The sequence below is a fragment of the Paenarthrobacter sp. NPDC089988 genome, assembly GCF_044748465.1.
GTDB lineage: Bacteria > Actinomycetota > Actinomycetes > Actinomycetales > Micrococcaceae > Arthrobacter.
Map to the genome: position 1 here is coordinate 61,667 of NZ_JBIVGD010000008.1, position 26,042 is coordinate 87,708.

The following is a 26,042-nucleotide window of genomic DNA, read 5'->3' on the forward strand; positions in this document are numbered from 1 at the left end:
CGGGCGGGGGTTTGCCGAGGCATGGTTTACCCAGGCCAGGTCTGCTGCCGCTTCAGGTTCTCCGTGAACTCGGGCCCCGGCACGGGACGGCCAAAGTAGTAGCCCTGGCCGCTGGTGCATCCGATACTGCGCAGGGCCTCGGCCTGCTCCGCCGTCTCAATACCTTCCCAGATCCCGTCCAACCCGCAGGACCGGATCACCTGCTGGATGGCAGCGAGGAACGTCAACTGGGTGTCGTCCTTCCCCAGGTCCCGGACGAACTCGCGGTCCACCTTCACATGGTCCACAGGCAGTTTCCGGAGATACCCCATGGACGAATATCCCGTGCCGAAATCGTCGATCTCCAAGCCCACGCCCAGGCGGTGCAGGCTCATGAGGGTGTACCGGTCGAGTTCGTTGTTCTGGATAATGGCGCTCTCGGTGAGTTCCAGGACCAGCGACTCGGGAGGAAGCCCGGCCCCGGACAGGGCTTCGCGCACATCGTCCACGAATTCCAGGCTTTGCAGGTCGGGTGCGGACACGTTGATGCGCATGGTGAAGTCGTGGTGTGCGGTTTCCGCGTCCTGCCTCCACATGGCCAGTTGGGCAATGGAGGTCCGCAGCACCCAGCGGCCCAGCTTCGCGATCAGGCCGGAGGACTCGGCGATGGGAATGAAACGGTCCGGCATGATGAGCCCATGCTCGGGGTGGTTCCAGCGGACAAGGGCTTCGCTGCCTTGAAGGCGTCCAGTGGCCAGTTCAACAATCGGCTGGTAGTACAACACCAACTGGTCGGAGTCGATGGCGTGGGCCAACTCCCCCACGATTTGCCGTTGGAGTTGGCGCGCCAGAAGTGTGGCTGGATCGAAGTTCTTGACCTTGTTACGGCCCTCGGCTTTGGATTCCTCCATGGCCATGTCCGCTTCAAGGAGCAGTTCGCTGGGTGTGTGCTGCGGTTCAACCATACGCAGCCCCACGCTGGCCCTGCACTGGGCGATTTCGGTCCCGAGGTCGATCTCGGGCTCCAGCGCGGCCAGGATGCGGTTCCCCGCAGCGGTAGCCTTGGCAAGGGGGGTGGCGCGCAACAGCACTGCGAATTCGTCGCCACCGAGGCGGGTGACGACGTCGTTCTCCCCCACTGTTTCGCGGATGCGCATGGCGACGGTCATCAGGACCTGGTCCGCCGCCGCATGGCCCACCGATTTCTTGAGGGCTTTGAAGCCATCAAGGTCCAGCAGCAGCAAGGCCGCGGGCAAGCCGCCCTCGGCCTTTTGTGCCTCCAGCACGGCGCTCTCCAAGGCAAACCGGTCGCCGAGCCCGGTCAACGGGTCCGTTCGGGGTTCGCGTCCTTCGGATTGGCGGGCGGAGTGAAGCCCGCCCTTGGCGTTCAAGACAATTCCAAGCGGCGCAAGCTGTCGTCCACCACGGACTTCGGTTTGGCAACGGGGTTGCTGCGCTCGTCCAGGAAGAGCCGGTAGGACGCAACGTCCAGCTTCCCACCGGGCTCCGGGCTGGCCCCCGAACGGTACACGTGGGTGATCCAGGAGCCGCCGAGGATTGCCTCGATCCAGGCGTCGCATTCGGCCAGTGGCAACGAAAGACGCGTGCCGGTAGCCCGGCGGTGGCCAGCGATGGAAAGGGTGATGCAGCTCCCCTGCAGGCCCTTGTCCGCGGTGAACCACGCGAGGCCTTGGACGTCGGCAACGATGGTGAGGCTCGCATTACCGTCCTCCACCGACTGGACCGGATTCATCCGGACCGAGCGGCGGGCGGTGTTCAGCGCCGTGGCCGTGCCGGCCTGGTAGGGCGGGCTGGTGATGTCCTGCCGGAACGCGTTCAGCTCCTGGGTGTGCTGGATCTGGATCCTGGTGGTCAATCCATTGATGGTCATGATCGTGCCTCATCAGCGATAGTGGCCGCTCCGAGGCGGTCTGCTCCGACAATCCTGTTTCGTCCTTGCGCCTTGGCGCTGTAGAGTGCCGCGTCCGCAACTTCGATCATGAAGGTGAGGTCCGCGGCGGCCGGAGTGCTGGATGTGACCCCGTAGCTGACTGTTGGGAAGGTGCCGCCTCCAGGCACTTCCATGGTGGACATGCGGCGGCTGATCTCTACCGCCACGTTTTCCGCACGCTCCTGCGTGGCACCGGGCAGGAAGAGGACGAACTCTTCCCCGCCGTAGCGGCCCACAAGATCCGTGGAACGAACACTGGCACGGCATGCCTCGGCGAACGCCTTGAGCGCGGCATCGCCGGCGCGGTGGCCGTGTTCATCGTTGACCGCCTTGAAGTGGTCCAGGTCGGCCAGCACGACGGCGGCACTCGAGTCGGTGCCCCGCAGCCGGTTTAGTTCGGTGCCGGCGAGGTCCAGGAACGTGCCCCGGTTGAGGAGCCCGGTCAGGTGGTCCCTGCTGGCACGTTCACGGAGTCCCTTGATCAGTTGGTCACTGCTCAGGGCTGTCATGCTGAAGGACACGGTGACCAGCAGCACCAGCGACACCAGGCCAGACGGCGCCGGACCAAAGTAGGTCTTGAAGAACGGGCTGTCGGGACCCTCCACGGCATACGCGGCCCACCGGCCCAGGTAGTAGACGGCCAGCAGGCCCGCCGCGATGGACAAGCCCCTGTGCACTTGCGAGAGCGAGGCCTTGATGAACCAGAGATCCTTGGCGGCCAGCGCAATGCCAATGGTCATCATGCCCAAGTACACAAAGCCCCCGGACCACACGTTGGTGGCAGGATTCTCCAGGACGGAGGCCACGGCCGTAATCGCAGGTGCAATGGCAAGCTGCCAAGGAGCTGCTTTCTTATCCCGCAGCGTGCGTGCTCCCGCCCAAACGCTGTAGGAACCTGCCACCACCAGGACGTTGCCCAAGGGGTTCGCCCAGTTTTGGTGGAGGGTGCCATTGAGCAGGAAGGCTGCGTTGCCGAGCATGTATTCCAGCAAGGCAATGCCCCACCAGCCCGCATACGGCGACTTGGTGCGTCGGTACGAGGTGAAGAACAGCACAAAGAGGGTCAGCGTGACCACACCGAGGGCTACCCTCACCGAGAAAGCGTCGAGCACCATGGTTAGCTCCTGCCAGTTGGTCCCACGCCAATTTCTACCATGACGGGGTTCCTGTCAAAGCAGCACCTGCCCATGTGTTGCACTGGCCAGCAATATTGCCCATGTCCACTCATCTCCCCCCTGGGTGATCCGTGGTTTCAGTGTGATCCCGTTGGCTCAACCTCCCTGCGGCATTTCCTCAAGATTGGATCAAGAAACCCCAAAGCCACCACCTAGAAGATTTCTCAAAACCCCTATTTTTTGGCTTTTGACCGATTCGGCATTGCACGAACCCCGAGATTCCGCGGATGGCCAACACCTACGGAACTTATTTCGCCACCTAGACGCGATTTTGTGGGGCAGGCTTCCTCGTGAAGCAACGGCGGATTGGGGCTGGGCCATGAACGGGATCGATCAATGAGTGGGGATTTCACGCAGGTGTGTGTCCCGTCCGGTGCTGGTGGGTCTGGGATCAATTTGGACGCGTTGCCGCCGTTGCCTGATCCGGAGGTGTTGGACGCCCAGGTCCAGTCGATGATCGTTGCCGGGGTGGGGTTCCATAACGGGGTGCAGGACGCGGCCCGGAACTGGGCCGGTCTCCGGGCGTTCTACCGGACCCCGGAAGCCGAACAAGTACTCGGCGCATTCACCCCGGCCCTTGCCAAAGCCGCGCGGGTGAAGGACCTGACCGGCGCCGCGGCCCGGGCCTTGTACGGATACGCGGACCGGGCAAGGGATTTCAAGCGCCGCATCAGGGGTTTGCGGGCTGAGGTGCAGGCGTTGGACGCGGTGATCCTGGCCAACGATGACTGGCACACGAAAGCCCAGATCGTGGACACCCATCAACGGCTCATGTCCGCCGCGTCCGGGCTGGTCCAGCAGATCCTGGACTCGGACACCCAATGCGCCAACGAACTCTCAGCGTTGACGCACGGGACCCGGTACGGCGCCGCGCACATCCCGACGGGTACGGACTCCGCCTCCACGGACGTGCTCTCGAACGGGTTCCGTGCCCTGCAGCACTACCTCGGCACCGACGTTCCCGCACCGAGCGTACCGTGGGGGCCTCAGGTGTCGATCCGTCCCGAGGGGTTCTTCTCCGCGGTGCAGGGTTTCGGGACCGCCGCCGTGGGCGCCGCCCAGGGCCTGCACGCCATGGCCGGGACCAGTGATGCGAACGAACGGCTCCGCACGTTCCAAGGGATCGGGGTCCTGGGCGCTGCTGTGTTCCGGGCCAAGGCCGTGATCGACCGCGGCTTCACGGACATGGACGACGGCGACATCGAAGCGCTCCTGACCGCCGCCGCCGCGATCCGGGAGACCGTTCACGCCGACGAATGGGCCACCGACCCCTGGCGGGCCGCCGGGCAAACCACCTTCGACGCCGCTTCCGCAGCAGCAGGCGGCGCCGGTGGCGGCCTCACGGTCGAGGCCCGCATCACCGCCCTCACCGCCCGGCTCCGGACCCTGCCGGGCAAAACAACCTCGATCACCGAAACCGGCGCCGGTGCGGCGGGAACGGCCGTGCCGGAGGAAGCCGCTGCCGCGCTCGGGACCACGGCCACTAAATCCAGCGCCGTGCTCGGCTCCGCAACGGCCGCCGAGTGGGCGAAGAACCTCGACGCCGGCATCGCCCGCGTCCAGGAATTCCTGACCACCGTAGGTAGAACCATCGAGGACTACAACAACCCCGCCCCGGCCACCGCAGGCGTCCCCACGGGAACAACACCACCAGGGGTTGCCTCTGCCGGTACCGGTGGGCCTGGTCCGGTCAACCGCTGGCTCAACGAACACAACCCCAACCCCACACCCGACCCAACCCCCACAACCCGGGCCCCGTCCAATGGCCGCTGGAGCGACGACATCAGGAACCAGGCCAGGAACACCCCCGCCCCTGAAACCGGACCCAAGCCCGACCCCATCGACAGGGCCCGCCTGAACCAACGCTTCAACCCCACCACCACTGACCCCGCCGACGTCCCGCACACCCACCCTGAACCGACGGCGCCGGAGCTACACAGTCCCACGCCCCAGCCACACCGCGGTCTTAGCAGCATTGATCTTCCTCTCAGTCCGCGAGACCACCCACGCCCTCCCGGTGGAGCGACTCGTTCACGTGCCAAGGACAAGTGGACCATCGTCGAGAACGGCGTTCGCAGCACGCGAAGATCTGGAGCCCAATACTGTCTATTCAGTTGAAGGCAGAGGGGACTTCTACACCGACGACAACGGGAAAGTGTCGTATGTGGAGACGCGATACGGCGACCGTGGAAGTCTAAATGCCGACTTGATACACACCCAGCCAAACACCACTTACGTGGTTCATCCCGAAGTACCCAATCCAGTCGCCGGGGCAAGTCACGCGCATGTATTTGTCTCTGATGCGGAGGGGCGTTCGGTTCTGGGTCACACAGATCAACTAGCGCTGGGCAGCGCCGATCGATCCGAATCCATACAGTCGCGCATAGGCCGCATTGGTGGAGATGGGTACGAAGGTGGTCATGTCTTTGCCAACGGTTTCGGCGGAGGCGGAGAAGACATCAATATTCTTGCTATGCTTCAACAGCTCAATAGAGGGGCTGGCGACAGCTTCTTCAACGTTGAAAACATGTGGCGTTCATTGTTGAAAGCCGATCCGTTGACCAAAATTGAAGTTGATTTCCTGTCCAACTTTCCCACTTCGAATCGTCTGGCTGACGTGTTTGCCGTGGAATTTCGCATAGATGACAGGCCAAGGGTCAGAAAGGAATTCCAGAATGACTGAGCAAGGAAATCTCCTCGCCGAACGCGAAGCCTTCGATAAACTCGGCTCACTGCTTCATCGACTGATTGGTCCGGCGGACGACCGCGTGGAGTTCATTGCCAGCGTCACGTCAACCACAAATGAGCAACATATACGCATCTACAACCCGGCTGGACAATTTGCTTCCAGCGAAGGGCGATTCAACGATTCTGGCGGTTCCTTCGAGATCTCCCGTGCAATGCGGGAACTCCGCCAGGCGTCTTATCGCACGGAATTGGGGACTTGGTTTGGAATACATGCCATAGTTACTGCTTCCGGAAGCGTCACGATGGACTTCAATTTTGACGACGAACCGCAGTGGGAGATCGATGTCAACCCCGAAGTTTACGCCAAAGACCAGTCGCGATTCCCGCGGGCTGCAGCGAAGCAGCCAAAGTGGCTGAAACAAAAGCTGGACGAGGCTGCGGGACAATAGCATCCATGTGGATCGGCTGGATCGAATTCGATGTGCTCCTGGGCGACGTGCACAGCCTGAAGGAAAAGCGCTCCCTGATCAGGCCCTTGATCGCCGAGCTGAAGCGGCGCTTCGACGTCTCGGCTTCGGAAACGGGCCTGCAGGACCAACACCGCCGCGCCATGGTGGGTGCAGCGATGGTCGCCTCGGATCACGCCCACCTCAGGGAAGTGCTCGACGCCGTTGAACGGTTCGTGGCGTCGCGGCCTGAGCTTGAGCTGCTTAGCGCCAGGCAACGGGAACTCCACAGCGAGGACTAGCTGCCCCCTGCCGGCGTGCCTCCACCACTGACTTTGGCGCGCAAACGCCCCCAACATGCCTCTAGCGCGGGCGTGTCGGGGGCGTTCGAGGTCAAAGTGGGTGGTGGCGGTCCGCCCTACGGGATGGTCAGCTCGCCCATCCGGTCCCAGCCACTGCCTTCGAGCTGGCGGCTGATGATGTGCGGGGTTTCGGCGAGGGCCTGGGGCATGTCCGCCATGGCCTTCTTGAAGTGATCGCTGGTGACGTGGGCCTCGGCGGCGTCGTCCTGGAAGGCCTCGACCAAGACGAATTCGTTGGGGTTGTCCACGCTGCGGGACCAGTCGAACCACAGGTTGCCGGGCTCGGCGCGGGTGGCCTCGGTGAAGTCAGCCACCAGGTCCAGCCAACGTTCCGACCAGTCTGGCTTGACGTTGAATTTGACGACGATGAAGATCACGGGCTTCGGCCTTTCGGTGGACAGTAAGTTCCCTTCCATCCTTTCAGAACAACGCCCGACGGCGGTCCGCACCCAAGGCGCGAACCGCCGTCGGGCGTTTTAGCTGGCCTGCGCTACTTCATGGTTCCCTGTGAAACCGAGCCCTGGAGCTGGCGCTGGAAGATCACATAGACAATCAGCACGGGCACCACGGTCACTGTCACCGCAGCGAACAGGGCCCCGAAGTCCACGGCGTAGCCCATCTGGCCGGCGAAGGCCGCGAGGCCCTGCGACAGCACACGCGGGCCGGCCGCGTTGATGGACACCGGGATGAGGAACTGGTTCCAGAGGCCCAGGAAGTTGAAGATGGCAACCGAGGCGAGGCCCGGCTTGGCCATCGGCAGCATGACCTGGAAGAACGTCCGCCACTCCCCTGCTCCATCCAACGCCGCAGCCTCCGTGATTTCGTGGGGCAGCGACTTGAAGAAGGAGAACAGGAAGAACACCGTGAACGGCAGCGCGAAGCCGACGTACACCAGGATCAGGCCGGGCAACGTGTTAAGGAGCCCGATATTCCGCATCACGAAGAACAACGGAACCATGGCCAGGAAGATCGGGAACGTCAGGCCTGCGAGCATCAGGTAGTAGATGGCCTTGCTGCCCGGGAAGGTGTAGCGGGCAAGGACGTAGGCACACATGGCACCAAGCACCATGACGATCACCAGCGCACAGCCCACCACGATCACGGAATTAAGGAAGTAGCTGCCGATTCCGGCCTCGCTCCAGGCCTTGACGTAGTTGTCGAATCGCCATTGGGACGGCAGGGCAAACGGGGAGGCGAAGATCTCGCTGGACGTCTTGAACGAGGACATGAACGTCCACAAGAGCGGCAGGATCACGATGAGCGACCAGATGGTCAGCGCCGTGTGCGAGATGGCGCCAACCACTTTGTCACCGGGTGTGGTGGCGGGGATGCGCGGTTGGAAGTGCAGGGACTTCATTTCCGGAGGTGCGACCTTGGTAGTCATCAGTTGCTCACATCCTTGTCGCCGCCAGTGAGCCTGTTAATTACGAACACCAGGCCGGAGAAGATCAGGGTGGTCACTGCCAGGACGACGCCCATGGCACTTGCCAGCCCGAATTGGCCCTTGCTGAAGGCCGTGAAGAACAGTTGCTGGGACATGACCAGCGTGGAGTTGTCCGGACCGCCGCCCGAGTTGAGGGCAGCCATATAGACGAAGGCGTCCAAGGCCAGGATGCCCATATAGATGTAAGCGGTCTGGATGTTGTCCCGGATCAAAGGAATGGTGATGGAGACCGCGGTGCGGAACCGGCCGGCCCCATCGATCCTGGCCGCCTCGAACAATTCAGCCGGAATGCCCTTGATGCCTGCCACGAACAGCACCATGTAGAAGCCGACGAACCCCCAGACGATGACGAACATGGTGGCGATCATGGCTGTGTCCTTGTTGCCCAGCCACGCGAAGTCCTTGAATTGCTCCAGGCCGATGCCCCTGAGCAGACCGTTGAGCAAGCCCCCTGAAGGATCGTAGATCTGCCCCCACATGATGCCGATGGCAATGGCAGGAATCGTGTAAGGGAAGAAGGAAACCACGCGGTAGAAACTGGAGTTCCGGAGGCCCTTGATCTGCCCCTTGCTGCTCCCGCCCACAGTCACGAGCGTGGCGAGGACCAGGCTCAGGATGATGGTGATGATCGGCAGGAAGATGACCAGGAGGATGTTGTTCCCCATGGCCTTCATGAAGATGTCGTCGGTGAAGATCTTGGCGTAGTTATCCAGGCCGATGAAGTTCTGGTTGGGCGAGAAGCCGGACCAGTCGGTCAGGGAGTAGCCGAAAGCCTGGATGAAGGGCCAAATCACGAACACGAGATAAATGACCAGCGGCAGACCGAGGAACACCAGGAAGAAGCTGGCTTTGTCCCACGTCAGCGGCCTGCGGCGCCGCTTGACCATTATTGGTGGAGCCGTGGCCGGAACGACGGCGGCCGTGCCGTCATCGTTCCGGCTCGCTTGCGTTTTCACTGCTGTCACTTCACTTCAATCTTCTTGACCGAGCTGTCGTTGCGGACCTTGTCCGTGATGTTCTGCAGCGCCGAGGTCAGCGTCGCCACGTCCGACTTGCCGTCGAGGAACGTGTTCCACACAACCAACTGGTCCTTGTTGGTGCCGTAGAGGTCAATGAAGTTCCAGGTGTAGATATTGTCCCCGGCGTCCTTGAGCAGCTTGGTCTGCGAAACGAGAGCCGTGGAGCCAAAGCCGTCTTCGGGAACGGTGTCCTTGACGATGGTGGGGGCCAGCTTGGTCTTGGCGAAGTTGGTTGCGGCTTCCTTGGACAGCATGACGCGGAGCAATTCCTTGCCCCCGGCCACGTTCTTGCCCTGGGACGGAACAACGAACGGCTCGCCGGCCGCGCTGTGCAGGGAGGCGTACGGCATCTTCGGGCTGGCACTGACCGACGGAACCGGAGCACCAGTCATGTTGAAGCCTGCCTTGGTCTGGTCCTTCATTTCGTTCTCGATCCAGGAACCGGACGGGTAGAACACGGCTTCCTGGGCGTTGCTCCACTGCGCCTGGGCTGCCGTGAATTGTGTTCCGGAACCGCCGGGCTTGAAGAAGCCGGCCTTCACGATCTTGTCCAGGGCGGCGAACACGGACTGGATTGCGGGGTGCGACCAGCAGTCGGCCTTCAGGTTCTCCAGTGCCAGGCGGACCTCGTCGCCGCCTTCCTTGATGGCCGAAGCGATCGCCATTTCCTGGTAGTACGTGGCGGCTTCCTTGCCCCAGACGAACAGGTACTTGCCCTTGGCCTTGGCCTGCTCGCCGAGGGTGTACATCTCATCCCAGGTCTTCGGAACGGTCCAGCCATTTTCCTTGAGGAGTGCATCCGAGTACCAGACGGCGAAGACCGTGAGCACGTAGTTCAGGGCCGCCAGCTTGCCGTCAAAGGTGCCCGGCGCCAGCACACCGGTGTAGAGCGTGTCCTTGATGACCTTGCCCTCCAGGTTCTTGGCCTCCACCACGCTGTTGAGGTCCTCAAGCTGGGCCAGGATGGTGCTGAAGCCGATGGCCTTGGCACCGGAGTTGTCGATCAGGTCCGGCGGGTTGCCGCCGACGAAGCGCGGCTGGAGTTCCTGGGCGATATCCGTGGACGGGGCAATCTTGGCGGAGGAGCCGTCATGCGCCTTTTCGAAGGCCTTGCCGGCGAACTCGACATAGTCGATCCCGTAGCCACCCTTGAAGATCACGGCGTCAACGGTGGATTTGTCCGCCATGCCAAACGGGTTGGTGTCCGAGACGGTACCCGTGGGTCCGGTGGACGTTCCGCCACCGCCGGCTGCACACGACGCGATGGTCCCGCCCATCGGGACGAGCACAGCTGCAGCAAGTGCTCCGCGCAGGAATCCGCGGCGGCCAAGGGACTGGTGCTGAATGGTCATTTCAATACCCCTTTAGTGACTCGATATGTCCACCTGAACCAGCTGGGGCCGGAGGGTGGGACAGTCTGGGGCTGGCGCTCTGGGACGCCAACCTTCGTGTGACATACTTCACCACGAATGATCGAAAATCAATATTTCTTGGCAGTTTCAATCAAGATTTGTCAAAGCGTGATCAAATGTAAGAACCAGGTTTCGCCGGTTTGCACTCTCAATCTAGACCCAACATGGCGGCGTAGGGAGTGCTTGAACAGGGGGTTTTACCCGGCGTTCGAGTCCGTCCTTAGGCTGGCCAGCCGTGCCCAACCGAGCTGTTCCTGTTGCTTGCGGCTGAGCGTTGCAACCACAAGGTCGTAGGAATCCTCAACCATGTCCCGGATCATGTCATCGGGTAGGCCACCGTCCAGGCGGACGCCGTTCCAGTGCGTCTTGTTCATGTGCCACGCGCCCGTAATTTCGGGGTGGGCTGCCCGGAGTTGCTCCGCCAGCGCGGGTTCGCACTTCAGGCTCACGGACCAGTCGACCGGGTTCATGGCCGAAAGCGCGAACATCTTGGCCTCGTGCCTGGCGCCGCCGGCAATGGCCGACCGCACCTTGAACACCGACGTTTCGGGCCCGAACGGGAAATCCTCGAACGCACCGGGAAAGCTCAGGCAAATCTCGCGAAGGGTGGGAACGTCCATGGTTCGAGGGTACTAGTCCCTCTGCGCCCACCCTTAGGCGACGCCCAGGAAGTCCTCCAGCAGCACCACTTCCAATCCCGCGGCGAGCTGGGCTGCACGGAACGCAGCGAGGTCAGCGGCGAATTCGGCACGGAAATGCATGAGCACAATGTCGCCGGGACGCAGGGAGTTCCCCACCTGGTAGTCCATCTTGCCTGCGTTGGCTTTGGCCTCCCAAGTGACAATCGCCTTCATGCCCGCGGCCGCTACGGCCTGCCGCATCACGTTGGAATACGCGCCACCCGGCGGACGGAACAGCATGGGCTTGCGACCGTACTGCTGCGCGGCGTAGTCCTGCATTCCCACCATGTCATTGAGCTGCTGCTGGTAGCCCCACTGCCGCACCATGTTGATGTTGTGGCTTACCGTGTGGTTTTCCACCAGGCTGCCCTGCGCTTGGAAGGCTTTGAAGAACGCCGGGTTGTCGGCGATCGTGTCCTTGGTGAGGAACAGCGACGCCGGGTAGTCATATTCGGCCATGAGCTTCACCGACTCGGGCGTCTTGATGTTGCCGTCGTCGATGGTCAGGAACACCACTGGGTGCTGCGTGGGAATCTTGGTGATCACAGGGGCCAGGCCACCGACAATCGGCGGCAGCTGGTAGTCCGGGATGAACGTGCGGCGGATCCGCTTAGTGGCTATCGGCGTCGGTGACGGAGCGGACGACGTCGGGACCTCGCCACCCGCGGCCAGGGCACCATTGCCGGCGGGCAGCTCGGGCGAGGCAGTCGGCGTAGCCGGCGGCAGCCCCGTCGTCGTACTTTCACCAACGCTGCACGCCGTCAGTCCGGCGACCACCGATGCGCCGAGTACCCCCAATATGGCCCGCCTGCTGGGCGCGGAAAATTGCACCGCAGAATGCTGCACACACACGGCTGTCCCCCATGGACTAAGGAATGATTCAGTCGCAGATTAGCAGGAGTATCGGCGTGCTCTTTACAAGCCGTAGTGCCAGCCTTCGCGCGCCGGGCAGGAGTTGACCACCACATCGAGTCCGGCATCCCGCGCGCGTTGGCAAGCAGCGTCGTCGAAGACGCCCAACTGGAGCCAAACGGCCTTGGCGCCCACCGCAATCGCTTGGTCTATGACCGCGCCGACGCGCTCGGAATTGACGAAGCAATCCACGACGTCGATGGGGTGCTTTTCGGCAGGGATGTCCGCGAGGGTTTTATAACCCTTCTCGCCATGGACTTCCTCGCCTTTGAGGTTTACCGGGATGATGGCCATGCCCATCTTGTCCCGAACGTAGAGCGCAACATCGTAGGCCGAGCGCCACTCGTTGTTGCTGAGGCCCACAATGGCCCACGTGCCTTTTGTCCGCATCAACCGCTCCACGACGGCCGGGTCGTTGACCTGCATCATCGTTCCAGACTACCTGTCGCGCGCGACGCGGCCGCGGATCAGCGCGTTGACGGCGTGAGCCACTCTTTCAGTTTGTCCACTAAGGAGGGCAGGCGACCGGCAAGTTTATCCCCGTCCTGGCCTTGGTCGCCGGCGTTGCCTTGATTCTTGCCGTTGCCGTTGCCCTGTTTCTTATCCTGCGCGCTCTTCTCCGGCTTCGCCGGTTTGCTGGGTTTGACCGGGCCGGGCTTGGCAGCCGGATTGCCTGGCTTGGTCTCGGTCTCGGCGGGCCTGGCCGCAGCGTCCTGGGTCGCCTCAGCATTTGGGGTTGTCGGCTGGACGGCCGGTGCCTGGGCCGCTGGGTTTGCTGCGGAAGTGCCTTGAGCCGAAACCTCCGGGGCGGGCGCCGTCGTCGGGACCGGAGCTCCCGTGGTCGTTGGAGCCGGAACCGCCACCGGGTCCACCTGACGGCCCTCCTCCGTGGCCACCTTTGGGGCATCCGGGATGGGCAACGCCGTCGGACCGGCCGTTGCATGCGGTGCCAGGTTCCCGAAGAGTTCATCGATGAAGGCCGGATGGCGCGTGAAACCGGAGCTCGCCGCAGCTACGCCGCTGACGCCAACTCCCATGGCGGCCGCCACGGCAACGCTTACGACGGCGGCACGGTGCTTGCGCTTCCAGCGCCGCTTGCTTAGTTCGTCGTGGGGACCGGCCAGCATGGCTGCGAGTTCAGCGTTCGGTGCGGGCGCCGGGAGGCTGGCGTAGGAGCCGATGGAAAGCAGCGTTGTCCGAAGGTCTGAGTCGCCGTCCAGGTCGGCGTCGAGCAGGAGCTCGTCGACGACAGCCTCGCGTTCCAAATCCTTGTATGTCACGACGACACGTATTCCTTTACCACCGAGTGCTCACGGAGCGTTATCAATGCCCGCCGTTGCAGCTGCTTCACCGCGCCGGCTGATTTCCCCATGATGTCGGCAACCTGTTCCACCGTTAGTCCCGCGACGATCCGAAGGGCAAGGACCTCCCGATGGTCCTCTCCCAAGCCGTCCAGAAGCCTCAATACTTCGCCCGGGCCCAGCAGTTCCATGGCCGCCGACTCGGCAGACTCCGAGGCGCGGGTGTCCCGTTCAACCTCGAACTCATGCTGCTCCGGAGCCCGGCTTTGCTTCCGATGCTCGTCAACCATGCGGGCGTGCGCCACCGAAAAAACGAAAGTCCGCAGCCCGGTTGCGCCACCGCTGAGGTCATCAAGCCGGGGCAGGACGGCCAGGAACACATCCTGGGTGACAGCTTCAGGATCGAGTACACCCTTGGCCGTCAGATAGCCGAGGACCTGGCCCGCGTAGGCCTGGTAAACGGCGCTGAACAGTTCCGCGTTATTGCCTTTGAGCGCGCTCAGCGCTTCATCGGTCAATGCGTCGGTCACAGATGAGACTTTCGATCGGCGGCAGGTCCGTGGCTTGGAGCCAGGTTATCCGCCTTTGCTCGACGCACAACCTCACCTAGGTTATCTGCTCTGCCGGGCGGCCCAAAGGACACCCTGCATGTCTTCCGGAAATCTCCGTTGAATCCGGAAACCGCCTTGAGACGAAAGAAGAGCCGAGCTGGAACATGATGGGGGACAAATTCCAGCTCGGCCCTTTCAAAGAGGTAATCGTTGGGGGACGCCATAGGGTTACGCGGGGTACGAAGTTTTTTGAAAAGTTTTTTCACGGGCGCTTTGGTGGGCTTCTTTGGATGCCTCGGCCTGGCTGCTTGCGGCCCGCTGCAACGCTGTTTGCGGCCCACGGAAGGGCTGCTTGCAACCCACGGCGGAGGACCTGTTGGTATGTCTCGGCAGGACAGAAGGGCTCTGTCGTTCCTAGCTTCAGGTACTCCCACTAGCGAGCCGTCGCCGATGCTGTGGCCCGCGGGAGGGTTCGCTTCCCAAACCTGGCTCCGGGTCGGATTCCCGGGTTTCCAGGCTGCCCGTCCCGGTCACCCTCCGCCAGGTTCCCGTCGACCAGCCGCCCGTCCGGGTCACCCGCGGCCAGGTTCCCGTCGACCAGCCGCCCGTCCGGGTCACCCTCCGCCAGGTTCCCGTCGACCAGCCGCCCGTCCGGGTCACCCTCCGCCAGGTTCCCGTCGACCAGCCGCCCGTCCGGGTCACCCGCCGCCAGGTTCCCGTCGACCAGCCGCCCGTCCGGGTCACCCGCCACAACAGACCCGTTAACAGGCGACCCGTCAGCGTGTTCAGTTGCTGGGTTGCCGCTTCCGGGGAGTGGTGGTGCTGTGGATTGGTAACGGTGTCCGGTGGGGGTTCTGACCTCCAGGCTTCGTGGTCCCTGATCACTTGGTCTGGTGTTCCAGCCGGGGTTTTCTTTGGTGTGGTTGCATGCTTCGCAGAGCCCTGCACCGTTGGCCAGAGTGGTTTTTCCGCCGGAGTGCCATGCCAGGACATGGTCGTAGTGGCGGATGGGCGCGTCACAGTACGGTGTGCGACACGTGTCATCACGGGTCTGAATAAACCTGCGCATCCCCTTGGGGAACAACCTGGCCTTGGAATCAGTGGCCAACAGCTCGTTGGTCCCCGGCGCCGTGTACAGCCGCCGGATCCACACGTCGAAATCGGACTGGATCCCCGAGGGACCACCGAGGTGCGGGCCGTCCGAGGTCGTTTCCCCGCCAAACCCGGCCAGCTCGGGTGGCCAAGTGCCGGCCCCTTGCCCGGCGCGTGTGGCCGGGCCGTTGCCGGGGCCGTGCTTGACCAGGGTCCTGGCCCAGCCGGCAGGGACGATGCCGTAACCCTTCAACCTCGCCGGTTCACTATCACCCTGCAACAAGGTCCGGTCAGTCATCACCAGTTCCAGGTGCACCCCGGCGGCACCGCCCGGGGTGCCGGTGAGCCGCTCCACCAACGTATCGGCCATCACCTGCCCCTTGGACCGCGCATCACCGGCGGAGCGGGCCGTCCCCGCGGCCCGGGTCAGCGCCGCGTACGCCGCCACCCCCTGCGCCACGGGCAACAACGCCGTCAAATACGTCATCGTGTCCGGCGCCGGACGCAACCCCACGCTCCGCTCATTCACCGCATACGCCGCCCGCCGCGTCACCGACCCCGGGTCCCGCCGATACGCCGCAGCCTTCACCAACGCCACAATCCGCCGGTCCCCGGCACCCTCGAACGTGCCCGTATCCGCGGCCAACTCCTCATCCACCGCGCACCGGTCCTCCACCGACAAACACGCCGTCTCCCGCACCAACAACGTCGCCCGCCACTCATTCAACTGCCCGGTCTCCAACGCCGCCAACGTCCGCGGCATCTCCCCCACCAACGCCTTCGCCAACCCCAACAACCGGGCCCCCTTGTTCGGGGACTCCCGACGCGCCAACGCCACCTGCGCCCCCACACCCCTACCCCGCTCCGAGGCCGGCACGCCCGCCGCGGCCTGCTCCCTGCGTTGAGCCAGATCAAACGCCACAGCCACCCTCGCCTGCGCCGCCGCCACCGCCGACTTCAAATCCTCCAAACCCCGCAACAAATCCACAAACACCCCACTGTCACCCGCAGGGTTCAGCGCACCCACTACAGCAATCAAATTCGCAACAGAAACCAGATCCCCGCCGGCGGAAGACACCTCACAATCAGGAACACCAGGCTGCGACGAACCAGCCCCAGCGACCGGAGACACGGAAGCGGAAGGCCCAGGGGCGAGGGCAGCAGCAACCCCGGCAGCGCCACCCACGCCACCACCCAACTGCCCCGAAAACCCGTCCATACCCCCACTCTTCCAGCCCCACAACCGCTGAATAAGACCGCCGACGAGCTATGTGGAAACACCCCAAAAGACGCCCATCAACCTCTCCTCCACAGGCGTTCAGGACGGGGCAGTTGACGCTGGCGTGTAAGGATCTGGCGGGCCGTTATGCGGCTCCAGGTAACCCCGCAGTACCTTCGACGAGCGACGAGGCCGCCAGCAGCTCTGCTTCCAAGACCTCCAATGCCTCGGGGAAGCCAGCAAGCTCTATCGTGCCCAAGGTCGTCTTCAACCGGACGCAGCGAACGTAGGGCCCGAGGTACCTGACATCCGGCAAGGGAGGGGAGCCGGCCACGGAGCCCACCTGAACCTCCGAAACCAGGAAGCTGATGAGCCAGCTGTCCGGCGGCCGAAAGGAACTGTTCCGGACAAAGTCCACACTGGGCGGCCGGAACGAAACGAAGCCGCGCTCCCATCCCCGCCAGAGGCCAATTCGGGAGCTCTCACCGTGCCGGATCCAGCACTCAAGGCGGCCGCGGTGCCGCCACTTGGTGAATCGTCGCCGCGTCAACAGACCGTCGATCCACGGATGCAGTGTAAGGAAGCCTGCAAGAATCGCTGCGGAGACGGCCGCAGTTGCGGGGTTCCCTCCAAACAGGAGCCACAGCAAGAGAAAACCGACAAACTGTATGAGAAACGACACGGATGCCTTCAGACTACGCATCCAAAAAGCGTCAGACTGGGCCATGCCACACCCCATTTGCTTCGGGGCAAGCAAGCCCACGCCACGTGGCCCCCTCACTCCGGCGGATCCGTAGGCGCCTCGTACCCCTCCGGAATCCGTGGGATGCCAGCGTCCAGTGCGCCGGTGTAGACACGCGCCGACGCCAACGCGGCCCCTGATCCGGACAAGACCACCCGCAGACTGCCGGCAGTGGTGACAGGAACTTGGTGGAGCCGACGGTTCCCTACCGTGAGCCCGGTGGCGATGTCGCCGCCGTCGTGAGTACCGCCGTCGTGAGCACCGCCGTCGTGCGTGATGCTGTGGCGGGTAATCCGTTGTCCGGAACTGAGGTCTTCAACCAACTCGACGTAGTTGAACGTGACCTGCTCCGGGAAGCGCATGGTCACGGAGCCGGGGTGCTGTTCCAGCGCCGCCTCCACCGCCCCGGACAGGCGTCGGTCCAACTCGGCCTTCCACTCACGCAGCCGGGTCTGATCCTCTACCGGGATCAGTCCGCGCGTGTCCGGCGGGAGGTTGAGCAGCAGATTGGCTCCCATGCCAACTGATTGGTGGTGGATGGCGAGGAGGTGTTCGGTGGATTTGGGCTCGTCGTCAGGATGCCAGAACCAGCCGCGCCGGAGGGAAACGTCGCACTCCGGCGGAAGGTAGCGGGCGGTGAGAGTGGAACTCGACTCGGTGTATTGGCTGTCGGCGGTCTGATTCACCACATACTGCACGGGATCCGCGGCGAGTCCGTCCTCGTTACCTATCCAGCGGATGGTGGGGCTGCCCATGTTGAAAATCATGGCGTCGGGCTGGTGAAGACTCGCAACCGCCATGATGCGATCCCAATCGTAGGACCGGCCCACCGAACCCGCGCCGTCGAACCAGAGTTCCATGAGCGGTCCGTAACCGGTGCAGAGCTCGGTGAGTTGCTGGGCGTAAAAGGAATCGTAGGCCTCGGGATCGCCATAACAAGTTGCGTTGCGGTCCCACGGTGAGAGGTACACACCAAAGCCCAAGCCTGCAGCAGCACACGCGTCCGCCACGGAACCCACTACATCGCCGGATCCCCCGCGCCACGGCGAGGAAGCGACGGAGTAGCCCGTGGTCGAGGTAGGCCACAGGCAGAAACCGTCGTGATGCTTCGAGGTGAGAATCAGATACCTGGCACCCGCTTCCTTGGCCACACGGACCCAGCTTCCGACGTCGAAATGGGAAGGGTTGAAGAGAGAAGGAGGAAGGGTGCCGTCACTCCATTCCTTGCCCGCGAAGGTGTTGACGCCGAAGTGGATAAAGACGCCGAATTCGAGGTGCTGCCAACGCAGTTGCGCGGGGCTACCCTTCATCGGCTGTCGCTTCAGCCGTGGTCGCCCCAGCAGCCGCCTCTTCGGCGGCCTTCTCCTTGTACGACGCCGAGACCCGCCGGTAAACGGGCGTGAGGAAGGCCAACGCGGCGGCAACAATCATGACTACGCCGGCAACCAGGAACACCAAGGCTATTCCGCGCGACGTACCCTCACCCAGAAGCGGTTCCAGCTGCGCTGCCCCTGATTCGGACCGCGCATAGGGAATGATCCAGAACTGGGCGATGGGAGCAATGAGGAAGGCCGTGATCGGAGCCGCCGCGGACTCGAAGGCCATGGCGAAACCGAACACCCTGCCTTGCCGCGGGAGTGGAACCACTTGCTGGATCACGGTCTGCTCGGCGGCCTCGACGATCGGCACCAGGGTCAGGTACAGCCAGATCCCCACAATGTAGAGCCACGGCCACTCGCGGATGGTGAACAGGGCCCCGAGCGCGCCCATGACGGCCACGGCGATGAGCATGGTGCGCAAAGGATTGGAACCCAGGCCGAATTTGCCCACCAAGGCGCCGCCAATGATGAACCCCGTCGCCGCCACCGCAAAGAATGTCCCCCACAGCTCAACGGGAAACATTTCCAGGCCGTAGGGATCCATGAGGGCCATATAGACCCCGCCCACGAAGTTGTTGAACGTGGAGAAGATGATGAGCGCGAACAACCCCGAAATCGCCACCACGGCAGCGTAGGAACCGCGGAGGTCGAAGCTGCCTTTTGCATCGGTAACGGCCGGTCGCAGTTCTTCTGGCATTCGCAGGGTTAGGAGATGTACGTATGCCAGCGCCGTGAAGACCAGCGCGATCACGATGGTCCAACCCATGCCCACCAGCCCCACGGACAGGCCGGACAGCACCGACGTGACAATGAACATGAGCCCCTGCACCATGCCCACAAGGCCATTCGCGTTGGCCCGGCGCTCCGGCTCAATGAGGATGGTGACGGTGGTGGAGAGGGCGATGTTGCGCATGTTCTCCACCACGGCACCCACCAGGATGATCAGCGTGAAGGCCCAGAACCATGGCTGGCCGAGGTCGAGCAAGGATGCAGTGGGAACCAGCAGGAACACCACCCCGGACACCGTGAACATCACGAGTGTGAAGGCAGCCGCGAACCGCATCACGACGAGCTTGCGGTAGCGGTCCACGAACGTACCGAAGCTGATGCTGGAAACGGCGATCAGCAACATGTACGCCCCGCCAACCACACCGGTGGCAATGACGTTGCGGGTCTCCAGGTACACCCAGAACGTCAGGGCAAACCAGAGGTAGCTGGTGGTGATATTAGCCGCGGCTGTGTTGACCAGGATTCCCATGAAGGTGCGGGATCGCTGGGCCGGGGTGCGCAGGGAGAGGTCAACGTTGGCTGTCTGCTCGGTCATTCGTTCCGGCCCCTATGCATGCGAGTGTCCCCCTGGGTGAAATGCGCGGTACGTCCAGCATCAGCCGCCAGCCGGTGAAGGGTCAAGGCTTTCAGCAAGCAAGGTCCTGGGTTTCCGGAACCATGGCCTCAAACGCCGAGGGAGCGTAGGCTGGACCCTTCAGTAAGCCACCTGTTTATCCGAGTTCAAAGGAGTGATGATGACCCTTCCTCCACAGCACGAACCCGATCCATTCCCGCCCGAGCCCGGGCCTACGCAGCCACCCACCGAACCGGGGCCTGGACAGCCGCCGCCGGACCCGACGCAACCCTTTCCGCCTCCCATGCCGGACCCGGGTCCGGAGCCAGGACCGCTGCCGATTCCGGATCCCGGCCCGGCAACTCCTCCTCCGCACCCGGACCCAACGTTCGGAGGCCCGCTGCCCGAGTGAGGCGGGCAAGTGAACCGCGGTGCAACTGAAGTGCGGTGCCACTGAATTAAAGCCCGACGGCGGCTGGTCACCTGAGGTAACCAGCCGCCGTCGGGCTTTAATCAAGTGGGTCCGGGTCGCCTAGGCCTTCGACGGCACCGCTACCGAGGCGCGTTCCACGGCCGGGCATTCGATCTTCAACGCCGAATCGGTGGGCGCCTGGTCCAGTCCGAGCAGGAGACGCACGCCAGCGGCACCCAATTCATAGTGCGGCAACGAAACCGTGGACAGGGGCGGGCGCAGGTGTGCGGCGATGACTTCCTGGTTGTCGAACCCCACCACGGCAATGTCATCAGGAATGGACAGGCCATTCTCGCGCAGTCCGTCGTAAAGGCCCATGGCCATCCGGTCGTTGTAGCAATACACGGCCGTGATGTCGTGCTTCAGCAGCTCCTTGGTGGCACCGTAGCCGCCTTCCTGGTCCGGAAAAGCCTCCAGCACCAGGGCCGGGTCGAAGGCTATGCCCGCTGCTTCCAACGCCTTCCTGTAGCCCTCAAGCCTGCCGTCTCGGGCAGGAGCCGGAGTGGTGGCGTTGATGAAGGCAATGCGCCGGTGGCCGCCGCGGATCAGGATGTCCGTAGCCGACTGGCCACCCTGGGCTTCGTTCGGAACCACTGCACGGGCCGAGGTTTCAGGGGAAAAGCAGTTGACCAGCACAAAGTCGGCTTCGCGCAGCGTCTCCGGAATGTCCGTGGTCCGGTGGAACCACGTGGAGTACAGGATCCCGCGGACCTTGTATTCGAGCATCATGTTGATCGCGTCGTTTTCCAGGTTTTGGTTGCCCTCCGTGTTGGCGATCAGCAGGGCGTACCCGTGTTTCCACGCCTCGTCCTGGGCGCCGTGGATGATCTGGCCGGCGAAGGGGGTGGTGGCGACGCCGTCAGCAACGAGCCCGATGAACTTGGAGGTGCCGCTGACCAGGGTCTTGGCCATGGCGTTGGGGCGGTAACCAAGGTGCTGAATGGCGTCCTTGACGCGTTGGCGGGTCTCGTCCGCGATCCGCGCGTTCTTCTTCTTGTTGATGACCAGCGAGACCGTGGCAGTTGAAACGCCCGCCGCTTCGGCTACTTCGCGGAGGGTCACCGGATGTGCGCGGCTGGTTCCGACAGGAGCGTCGGGGGTCGCCGGCGTGCCTGGATCTTTCTCCTGCGAAATCATCTGCCCTCCATCAGGAGTATATCCATCAGCCGGGGCGGTCATCCCTTGCTCGCCCCGCTCTCCAGGCCCTGGATCATGGCCTTGTTCAGGACAAGGAACACCAGGAGCAGCGGGGTGATGGTCACGCAGACGGCCGCGAACGTGGCGGTCCAGTCAACCTTGCCCATGGCGCCGATGTAGTTCTGCAGGCCGAGCGGGATGGTCTTGAGGTCCTCGGACAGGACGAACGTGTTGGCGAAGATGAAGTCGTTCCAGATGAAGATGCTGTTGACCAGCACTACGGTGACCACGGTGTTGAGGGAGAGCGGCAAGGTGATGAGGCCGAAGATCCGGTAGGGACCTGCACCGTCCAGGGATGCTGCTTCGTACGTCTCCCGCGGGATGTACTCGAAGAACGACGAGAACAGATAGATGGACATGGGTAGCGCGAAGCCGGCCAGCGGGATGATCATCGATTGGTAGGTGTCCAGCAGGTTCACTGCGGAGTAGTCGATGAAAAGAGGGACCAGGGCGATCTGGACGGGCACGATGATGCCGATCAGGAACAGCCCGCGCACGAACTTGCTCAGCCGGAAGCCGAGGACCTGGATGGCGTAGGCGGCCATCATGCCAAACAGGACGATCAACAAGTTTGCGCCCATGGTGACGATGAAGCTGTTGAGGATGTTGCGGCCCAGGTCCCCTGTTTCGAAAGCCCTTGCATAGTTGTCCCATGTCCAGGCCCCGGGCAGGGCGAACGGGTCTCCTGTGGCGAAGTCGTGCTCGGTCCGGAGGCTGGTCAGGAACAGCCAGGCCAGGGGGTAGACCTGAACGATCACGATCAGGGAGATCAGCACCCGGGAAAGAGTGCGGTACACGTTGGGCTTCCGGCGGCGCCGCTTGATGACGGGTGCAGGCGGCTTTTCAGGGGTACGCGGGGTGGCAGGTGCTGTTTGGGCGATCATGAGTCAGCCTTCCGCTTGAGCATGAACAGGATGAGGCCGACGGCCACCAAACATTCGATGACGATGAACACGGAAATGGTGCTGGCATAGCCGAAATCGGTGCTGGTGAAGGCTGTCTTATACATGTACGTGGTGAGAAGTTCGGAGGATTGGCCGGGACCACCGTTGGTCATGAGGTAGGGAATGTCGAAGCCGCGCAGGCCATACGTCGTGGCCATGATCGTGGTGGTGATCCACACCGGGCGGATGTAGGGAAAACGGATCTTGGTGAACAGCGTCCACTTGGAGGCGCCATCCAGGACCGCGGCTTCTTCGAGTTCCTTGGGCACCGCGATCAAGGCAGCGTAGATGATCAGCATGTAGAGGCCGGTGAACCTCCAGCCCTCAGGAGCGGAAACGGCCGCGAGGACAGTATTCACGTCGGAAAGCCAAGCGCGCTCCAATGAACCGAGCCCAACCCAGTGCAGCAACTGGTTGAGCAGGCCGACGGGATCGATCGAGTAGATCCGCACAAAGAGGAACGCGATGGCCACCGTGGAGATGACTGCGGGAAGAAGGTAGAGGGTCTTGATGAACTCCCTGCCCCGGGTCAGCGACGTCAGCAGGCTGGCCACCACCAGGGCTCCACCGAGCTGCAGCACCAGGCAGATGGCCAGGTAGACGAGCGCGTTGGCGAAGGAACGCCAAAAGATGTCGTCCCCGGTCAGCATCCGGAGGTAGTTGGCGAGGCCGACGAACTCCATGTCGCTGATGCCGTTCCAGGAGAAGAAGCTCAGGAACAGGGACTGGAGGATCGGGAAGAGCACTGCGGCGCCGTACAGGAACAGCGGCGGGAGCAGGAAGACCAGGACGGATGTCTTTGATCTGTTGGGTAGCATTTCTGGCCTTTCGGGCGGGGGACCTGCCGATCCCCCGCCGCTGGGATCTACGTGAAGGACCGCTTATTTGAAGAACTTCGGTGCATTCTGCTTGATGGTGTCGTCCATGGTGCTGGTGAACTGCTCAGGGGTGATGTTGCCCTGGACCAGGAGGACGAGTTCCTGCTGGAGCCGGCCGTTGGTGGTGGGGTCCAGCTGGGTGTCCCACGGCATGGCCTGCTTGGAACCGAGGTTGTTGGCCGCGTCCAGAGCCTTCTTGTACAGCGGGGTGGCGTTGGCCGGGACGGCAGTCTGCACGTTGGTGGTTGGCGAGAGTGCTCCCGTTGCCGCGTACTCGCTGGGGTACTTCTGCAGCGCAAACTTCAGGAAGTCGCTCACCAGGGGATCGTAGGTTTTGGCGTTGACGGCCATGCCAATGCCCGACGGCGAGACGAACTCGTTCGCGGCCGTCACCGAATTCGCTGTGGTTGGCAGGGTGAAGAAATCCACGTTGTCCCGGACAGCCGGATTCAGCTTGTCCGTAGCCAGGCTGGGCAGCTCCCAGGTGCCGATGTTGTACATGGCTGCCTGCCCCGAGGTGAACTGGTTCTGCGCGTCGGAGTAGCCCTGGGCGGAGAAGCCGTCCTGGAAGCACTTTGCCTTGCCCAGTTCAGCCATCCAGTTCACGGTCTTCTGTCCGGCGGCATCCTTAAAGGACGCCTCGCCCTTCTTCAGTTTCTGCACGAAATCCGGTCCGGCCTCTCGGAAGGGCTGGTAAGCGACGTAGCGTTCCAGCGGCCACTGGTCCTGGCCGTCGATGGCAATCGGCGTGATGCCGGCCGACCGCAGGGCCGTGCACATGGCCGGGATATCGTCGAGCGACTTGGGCACCGACACGCCTGCCTTCTCCAGCAGCGCCTTGTTGTACCACATGAATTCCAGCTCGAACTGGAACGGGATCATGTACAGCGAGCCGTCGTCGAACCGCTGGTAGTCCAAGGCGCCCGGGCGGTAATCGTCGTACAGGCCCAGGGACTTGAGCAGCTTGTCCGCGTCGAGCATCTTGCCTTGCTTGGCCAATTGCTGGGCGAACGGCGTGGCGTCGGTATCGAACAGTTCCGGCAGCTTGTTGGCGGCGGCCAGGGTTTCGAGCTTCTGGATGTAGGACGGGCGGTCCGGGGTGGTGATGAGGTTCAGGGAGAACCCCGGGTGGTCTTTGGCGTAGTCGTCGGCAAGCTTCTTCATGATGTTGATGACGGCTCCATCGGCGGGCCTGGACAGCAGCCAGGAAATCTCGCGTGGCTTGATCTCGCCGGTGGGATTCACATCGGCTGGGCTGCTGGCGTTTCCGCCGCCGCCGCAGGCCGTCAGCGCCAGTGCTGCTGCCGCCGCGACTGCCGCGGCCCGGAATAGTTTCTTCATGGGGACTTGTCTCCCTCGATTGGGTTGGGTGTTGGGGTTGGGGTGTTCAGTCTTCAGTGCGTTGACGGACTTCGAGTTCGGTGACGACGGCGGATCCCTCACCGGCGAAGACGCCGATGCGCCCGGTCGCGCGGTCATAGATCCTTGCGCTCAGCGCAATCTGGCGGTCGACGACGGCGACACACAGATCGCCGTCGACGATCACCTCAAGCGTGTGCTCGCCCGGGGCGAGCTGGCACGGGCGCTCCAGTTCGACGTCGAAGGGGATGTCTCCCGAGACGTGCCACTGAGCGTCGCCGGTAACCTCGCGGGGCCAACGGTCGAAGACCAATCGGTTGCGCTTGGGTTCCAGGCGCAGGACGTAGGACTCGTCGCCGTCGTGGTTTGCGCGAAGCAGGAGCCCGCATTCGGTGGTGTTTGGCGCGATGTCAAAGGCGGCTTTCGCGTAGAACTGGCTGGGCAGTTCTTCGTCCGAGACGATGGCTGCGTAGCTGTCCGGGACCTTCAACAGGGCCGGGATTTGCGTGGAGAGCGAAACGGGCACATCCTCCCAGAAGCTGTCCACGAGTTCGTCGGCGAAACCGAATCCCAGGGTGCCGTCAGGGTTCTGCCGGGCTTCGAGGACGGACATGGTGCCTGCCCACTGCCAGGCGCCGTCGTCGCGGTTTCCTTCCTTGCTGGCGATCCAGCCGAAGAAGAAGCGTCGGTCGTCGCGTCCGGCGGACTTGGAGGCATAGAAGGCGCGGCCGTCGATGCTGTCCAATTCCGGCACGGACCACGGGCCGTCCGGGCTCTTGGCCATGCGGTACCGGGTGGTGAAGGTCTCGGAGAATTCGGAATACACCAGGTACCACCAGTCGCCCCACTGGAAGACGTCGGGGCACTCGTGGGTGATGTAGCGGCGCGGATCCCAGAACGGTTCCGTGTAGTCCCAGGTCACGAGGTCGGTGGAAACGCACTGGGCGATCACACCCCGACGGCGGTCCGGTCCTGTTGCGTGGCGGGCGGCAATCAGCATCCGCCATTGGGAATTGGCCTCGTCGCGGAACACGAAGGGGTCGCGCCAATCGCCGGATTCGTAACCTTCGGGAGCACCGAAAGTGTGCTGCAGATGCTTCGTCCAGCTCTGCATGCCATCGCGGCTGGTGGCGTGCATGACCAACTGAAGGGGAGCACCGTCCGCACCCAGGTTCCCAGGGTTCTGGCCTGTGTAGAACAAGTGGTGGGTCCCGCCGTCGTCAACCACCACGCTGCCGGTGTAGGCGTTGAAGTCCGCGTCGTCCTCGCTGCCATGCGGCAAGGCGACTCCGTGGTACTCGAACTGGGTGAGGTCCTTGGTGGTCACGAGATTCCAGGACGTGCCTGGTTTGGGGTCAGTGCGTACGTCGTGGAGGTAGAAGAGCCAAAACTCCCCGTCCTTCTCGAAGGGGATGAGGTCACCGACCCAGCCATCGCCGGGCTGGAAGAAGACTGAGTGTTTCATCTGCGCTGATGTCCATTCTGCTAAAGCGTTTGA

At 63.1% G+C, this 26,042-nt stretch carries 24 protein-coding genes and 1 pseudogene; 4 read left to right on the forward strand and 21 right to left on the reverse strand.

Annotated elements, in window-relative coordinates:
* Window positions 1-26: 26 nt before the first annotated feature.
* Genes ACIPV6_RS11295 through ACIPV6_RS11305 form a run of 3 tightly spaced genes read right to left on the reverse strand, consistent with a single transcriptional unit; the run spans window position 27 to window position 3,045 of the window.
* On the reverse strand, window positions 27-1,370 hold the full coding sequence (locus tag ACIPV6_RS11295) for a putative bifunctional diguanylate cyclase/phosphodiesterase (RefSeq protein ID WP_400270965.1): 1,344 nt from the start codon (window positions 1,368-1,370) through the stop codon (window positions 27-29).
* Complete coding sequence (locus ACIPV6_RS11300) at window positions 1,367-1,870, reverse strand: hypothetical protein (protein ID WP_400270966.1); 504 nt, start codon at window positions 1,868-1,870, stop codon at window positions 1,367-1,369. The genes ACIPV6_RS11295 and ACIPV6_RS11300 overlap by 4 nt, the downstream gene beginning before the upstream one ends.
* Window positions 1,867-3,045, reverse strand: coding sequence for a GGDEF domain-containing protein (locus tag ACIPV6_RS11305; protein WP_400270967.1), 1,179 nt, complete (start codon window positions 3,043-3,045; stop codon window positions 1,867-1,869). Before ACIPV6_RS11305 ends, ACIPV6_RS11300 begins: the two co-directional genes overlap by 4 nt.
* A gap of 396 nt (window positions 3,046-3,441) precedes the next feature.
* Here ACIPV6_RS11305 and ACIPV6_RS11310 point away from each other — a divergent pair, with 396 nt between their 5' ends.
* From ACIPV6_RS11310 to ACIPV6_RS11325, 4 genes are read left to right on the forward strand one after another with little or no spacing between them, the layout of a single operon-like run.
* Entirely contained in the window at window positions 3,442-5,223 is a 1,782-nt protein-coding gene (locus ACIPV6_RS11310; RefSeq protein WP_400270968.1) for a hypothetical protein, read from the forward strand.
* A 46-nt stretch (window positions 5,224-5,269) separates the two neighbouring features.
* The gene (locus tag ACIPV6_RS11315) at window positions 5,270-5,788 is read left to right on the forward strand and encodes a DNA/RNA non-specific endonuclease (protein ID WP_400270969.1); all 519 of its coding nucleotides are present in this window, start codon (window positions 5,270-5,272) and stop codon (window positions 5,786-5,788) included.
* Window positions 5,781-6,242 (forward strand): hypothetical protein, encoded by a 462-nt coding sequence (locus tag ACIPV6_RS11320; RefSeq protein ID WP_400270970.1) that lies wholly within the window; start codon window positions 5,781-5,783, stop codon window positions 6,240-6,242. Before ACIPV6_RS11315 ends, ACIPV6_RS11320 begins: the two co-directional genes overlap by 8 nt.
* Window positions 6,243-6,247: 5 nt before the next feature.
* Window positions 6,248-6,541, forward strand: coding sequence for a DUF503 domain-containing protein (locus ACIPV6_RS11325; RefSeq protein WP_400270971.1), 294 nt, complete (start codon window positions 6,248-6,250; stop codon window positions 6,539-6,541).
* A 116-nt stretch (window positions 6,542-6,657) separates the two neighbouring features.
* Here ACIPV6_RS11325 and ACIPV6_RS11330 read toward each other — a convergent pair whose 3' ends face one another.
* The 18 genes and pseudogenes from ACIPV6_RS11330 to ACIPV6_RS11415 all read right to left on the reverse strand — a co-directional run bounded on the left by ACIPV6_RS11330 (window position 6,658) and on the right by ACIPV6_RS11415 (window position 26,009).
* A complete protein-coding gene (locus ACIPV6_RS11330; protein ID WP_400270972.1) occupies window positions 6,658-6,978 on the reverse strand; it encodes a putative quinol monooxygenase in 321 nt (106 codons plus the stop codon).
* A 113-nt stretch (window positions 6,979-7,091) separates the two neighbouring features.
* Entirely contained in the window at window positions 7,092-7,985 is an 894-nt protein-coding gene (locus ACIPV6_RS11335; RefSeq protein ID WP_400270973.1) for a carbohydrate ABC transporter permease, read from the reverse strand.
* Window positions 7,985-9,010, reverse strand: coding sequence for a carbohydrate ABC transporter permease (locus ACIPV6_RS11340; RefSeq protein WP_400270974.1), 1,026 nt, complete (start codon window positions 9,008-9,010; stop codon window positions 7,985-7,987). Before ACIPV6_RS11340 ends, ACIPV6_RS11335 begins: the two co-directional genes overlap by 1 nt.
* Complete coding sequence (ngcE, locus tag ACIPV6_RS11345; RefSeq protein ID WP_400270975.1) at window positions 9,007-10,416, reverse strand: N-acetylglucosamine/diacetylchitobiose ABC transporter substrate-binding protein; 1,410 nt, start codon at window positions 10,414-10,416, stop codon at window positions 9,007-9,009. Before ngcE ends, ACIPV6_RS11340 begins: the two co-directional genes overlap by 4 nt.
* Before the next feature lie 257 nt (window positions 10,417-10,673).
* Window positions 10,674-11,096: an MmcQ/YjbR family DNA-binding protein gene (locus ACIPV6_RS11350; protein WP_400270976.1), complete on the reverse strand. Its 423-nt coding sequence runs from the start codon at window positions 11,094-11,096 to the stop codon at window positions 10,674-10,676.
* Between the two features lie 33 nt (window positions 11,097-11,129).
* Entirely contained in the window at window positions 11,130-11,987 is an 858-nt protein-coding gene (locus ACIPV6_RS11355) for a polysaccharide deacetylase family protein (protein ID WP_400270977.1), read from the reverse strand.
* Window positions 11,988-12,071: 84 nt separating this feature from the next.
* Complete coding sequence (locus ACIPV6_RS11360; protein ID WP_400270978.1) at window positions 12,072-12,497, reverse strand: CoA-binding protein; 426 nt, start codon at window positions 12,495-12,497, stop codon at window positions 12,072-12,074.
* Window positions 12,498-12,535: 38 nt separating this feature from the next.
* Window positions 12,536-13,348: a hypothetical protein gene (locus ACIPV6_RS11365; RefSeq protein WP_400270979.1), complete on the reverse strand. Its 813-nt coding sequence runs from the start codon at window positions 13,346-13,348 to the stop codon at window positions 12,536-12,538.
* Window positions 13,345-13,899 carry an RNA polymerase sigma factor gene (locus ACIPV6_RS11370; protein ID WP_400270980.1) on the reverse strand — a complete coding sequence of 185 codons (555 nt, stop codon included), beginning with the start codon at window positions 13,897-13,899 and terminating at the stop codon, window positions 13,345-13,347. Before ACIPV6_RS11370 ends, ACIPV6_RS11365 begins: the two co-directional genes overlap by 4 nt.
* Before the next feature lie 826 nt (window positions 13,900-14,725).
* Window positions 14,726-16,231: pseudogene (locus ACIPV6_RS11375) on the reverse strand (HNH endonuclease); the annotation flags it as partial.
* Window positions 16,232-16,376: 145 nt separating this feature from the next.
* Window positions 16,377-16,958 carry a hypothetical protein gene (locus tag ACIPV6_RS11380; RefSeq protein ID WP_400270981.1) on the reverse strand — a complete coding sequence of 194 codons (582 nt, stop codon included), beginning with the start codon at window positions 16,956-16,958 and terminating at the stop codon, window positions 16,377-16,379.
* Between the two features lie 50 nt (window positions 16,959-17,008).
* Window positions 17,009-18,283: an alpha-L-fucosidase gene (locus ACIPV6_RS11385; protein ID WP_400270982.1), complete on the reverse strand. Its 1,275-nt coding sequence runs from the start codon at window positions 18,281-18,283 to the stop codon at window positions 17,009-17,011.
* Window positions 18,273-19,676: an MFS transporter gene (locus ACIPV6_RS11390; protein WP_400270983.1), complete on the reverse strand. Its 1,404-nt coding sequence runs from the start codon at window positions 19,674-19,676 to the stop codon at window positions 18,273-18,275. Before ACIPV6_RS11390 ends, ACIPV6_RS11385 begins: the two co-directional genes overlap by 11 nt.
* Window positions 19,677-20,226: 550 nt before the next feature.
* Entirely contained in the window at window positions 20,227-21,303 is a 1,077-nt protein-coding gene (locus ACIPV6_RS11395) for a LacI family DNA-binding transcriptional regulator (protein WP_400270984.1), read from the reverse strand.
* A 38-nt stretch (window positions 21,304-21,341) separates the two neighbouring features.
* Complete coding sequence (locus ACIPV6_RS11400) at window positions 21,342-22,247, reverse strand: carbohydrate ABC transporter permease (protein ID WP_400270985.1); 906 nt, start codon at window positions 22,245-22,247, stop codon at window positions 21,342-21,344.
* Window positions 22,244-23,125 (reverse strand): carbohydrate ABC transporter permease, encoded by an 882-nt coding sequence (locus tag ACIPV6_RS11405; RefSeq protein ID WP_400270986.1) that lies wholly within the window; start codon window positions 23,123-23,125, stop codon window positions 22,244-22,246. Before ACIPV6_RS11405 ends, ACIPV6_RS11400 begins: the two co-directional genes overlap by 4 nt.
* 63 nt (window positions 23,126-23,188) lie before the next feature.
* Window positions 23,189-24,526 carry an ABC transporter substrate-binding protein gene (locus tag ACIPV6_RS11410; protein WP_400270987.1) on the reverse strand — a complete coding sequence of 446 codons (1,338 nt, stop codon included), beginning with the start codon at window positions 24,524-24,526 and terminating at the stop codon, window positions 23,189-23,191.
* A gap of 46 nt (window positions 24,527-24,572) precedes the next feature.
* Entirely contained in the window at window positions 24,573-26,009 is a 1,437-nt protein-coding gene (locus ACIPV6_RS11415; protein WP_400270988.1) for a family 43 glycosylhydrolase, read from the reverse strand.
* Window positions 26,010-26,042: the final 33 nt, after the last annotated feature.

What these genes read in the sequence shown, in the direction of transcription:
- ACIPV6_RS11300 (WP_400270966.1), bottom strand. Translation starts at nt 1,870, where the DNA reads ATGACCATCAATGGATTGACCACCAGGATCCAGATCCAGCACACCCAG.
- ACIPV6_RS11305 (WP_400270967.1), bottom strand. Translation starts at nt 3,045, where the DNA reads ATGGTGCTCGACGCTTTCTCGGTGAGGGTAGCCCTCGGTGTGGTCACG.
- ACIPV6_RS11310 (WP_400270968.1), top strand. Translation starts at nt 3,442, where the DNA reads ATGAGTGGGGATTTCACGCAGGTGTGTGTCCCGTCCGGTGCTGGTGGG.
- ACIPV6_RS11320 (WP_400270970.1), top strand. Translation starts at nt 5,781, where the DNA reads ATGACTGAGCAAGGAAATCTCCTCGCCGAACGCGAAGCCTTCGATAAA.
- ACIPV6_RS11325 (WP_400270971.1), top strand. Translation starts at nt 6,248, where the DNA reads ATGTGGATCGGCTGGATCGAATTCGATGTGCTCCTGGGCGACGTGCAC.
- ACIPV6_RS11335 (WP_400270973.1), bottom strand. Translation starts at nt 7,985, where the DNA reads ATGACTACCAAGGTCGCACCTCCGGAAATGAAGTCCCTGCACTTCCAA.
- ngcE (WP_400270975.1), bottom strand. Translation starts at nt 10,416, where the DNA reads ATGACCATTCAGCACCAGTCCCTTGGCCGCCGCGGATTCCTGCGCGGA.
- ACIPV6_RS11350 (WP_400270976.1), bottom strand. Translation starts at nt 11,096, where the DNA reads ATGGACGTTCCCACCCTTCGCGAGATTTGCCTGAGCTTTCCCGGTGCG.
- ACIPV6_RS11360 (WP_400270978.1), bottom strand. Translation starts at nt 12,497, where the DNA reads ATGATGCAGGTCAACGACCCGGCCGTCGTGGAGCGGTTGATGCGGACA.
- ACIPV6_RS11380 (WP_400270981.1), bottom strand. Translation starts at nt 16,958, where the DNA reads ATGGCCCAGTCTGACGCTTTTTGGATGCGTAGTCTGAAGGCATCCGTG.
- ACIPV6_RS11385 (WP_400270982.1), bottom strand. Translation starts at nt 18,283, where the DNA reads ATGAAGGGTAGCCCCGCGCAACTGCGTTGGCAGCACCTCGAATTCGGC.
- ACIPV6_RS11390 (WP_400270983.1), bottom strand. Translation starts at nt 19,676, where the DNA reads ATGACCGAGCAGACAGCCAACGTTGACCTCTCCCTGCGCACCCCGGCC.
- ACIPV6_RS11395 (WP_400270984.1), bottom strand. Translation starts at nt 21,303, where the DNA reads ATGATTTCGCAGGAGAAAGATCCAGGCACGCCGGCGACCCCCGACGCT.
- ACIPV6_RS11400 (WP_400270985.1), bottom strand. Translation starts at nt 22,247, where the DNA reads ATGATCGCCCAAACAGCACCTGCCACCCCGCGTACCCCTGAAAAGCCG.
- ACIPV6_RS11405 (WP_400270986.1), bottom strand. Translation starts at nt 23,125, where the DNA reads ATGCTACCCAACAGATCAAAGACATCCGTCCTGGTCTTCCTGCTCCCG.
- ACIPV6_RS11410 (WP_400270987.1), bottom strand. Translation starts at nt 24,526, where the DNA reads ATGAAGAAACTATTCCGGGCCGCGGCAGTCGCGGCGGCAGCAGCACTG.
- ACIPV6_RS11415 (WP_400270988.1), bottom strand. Translation starts at nt 26,009, where the DNA reads ATGAAACACTCAGTCTTCTTCCAGCCCGGCGATGGCTGGGTCGGTGAC.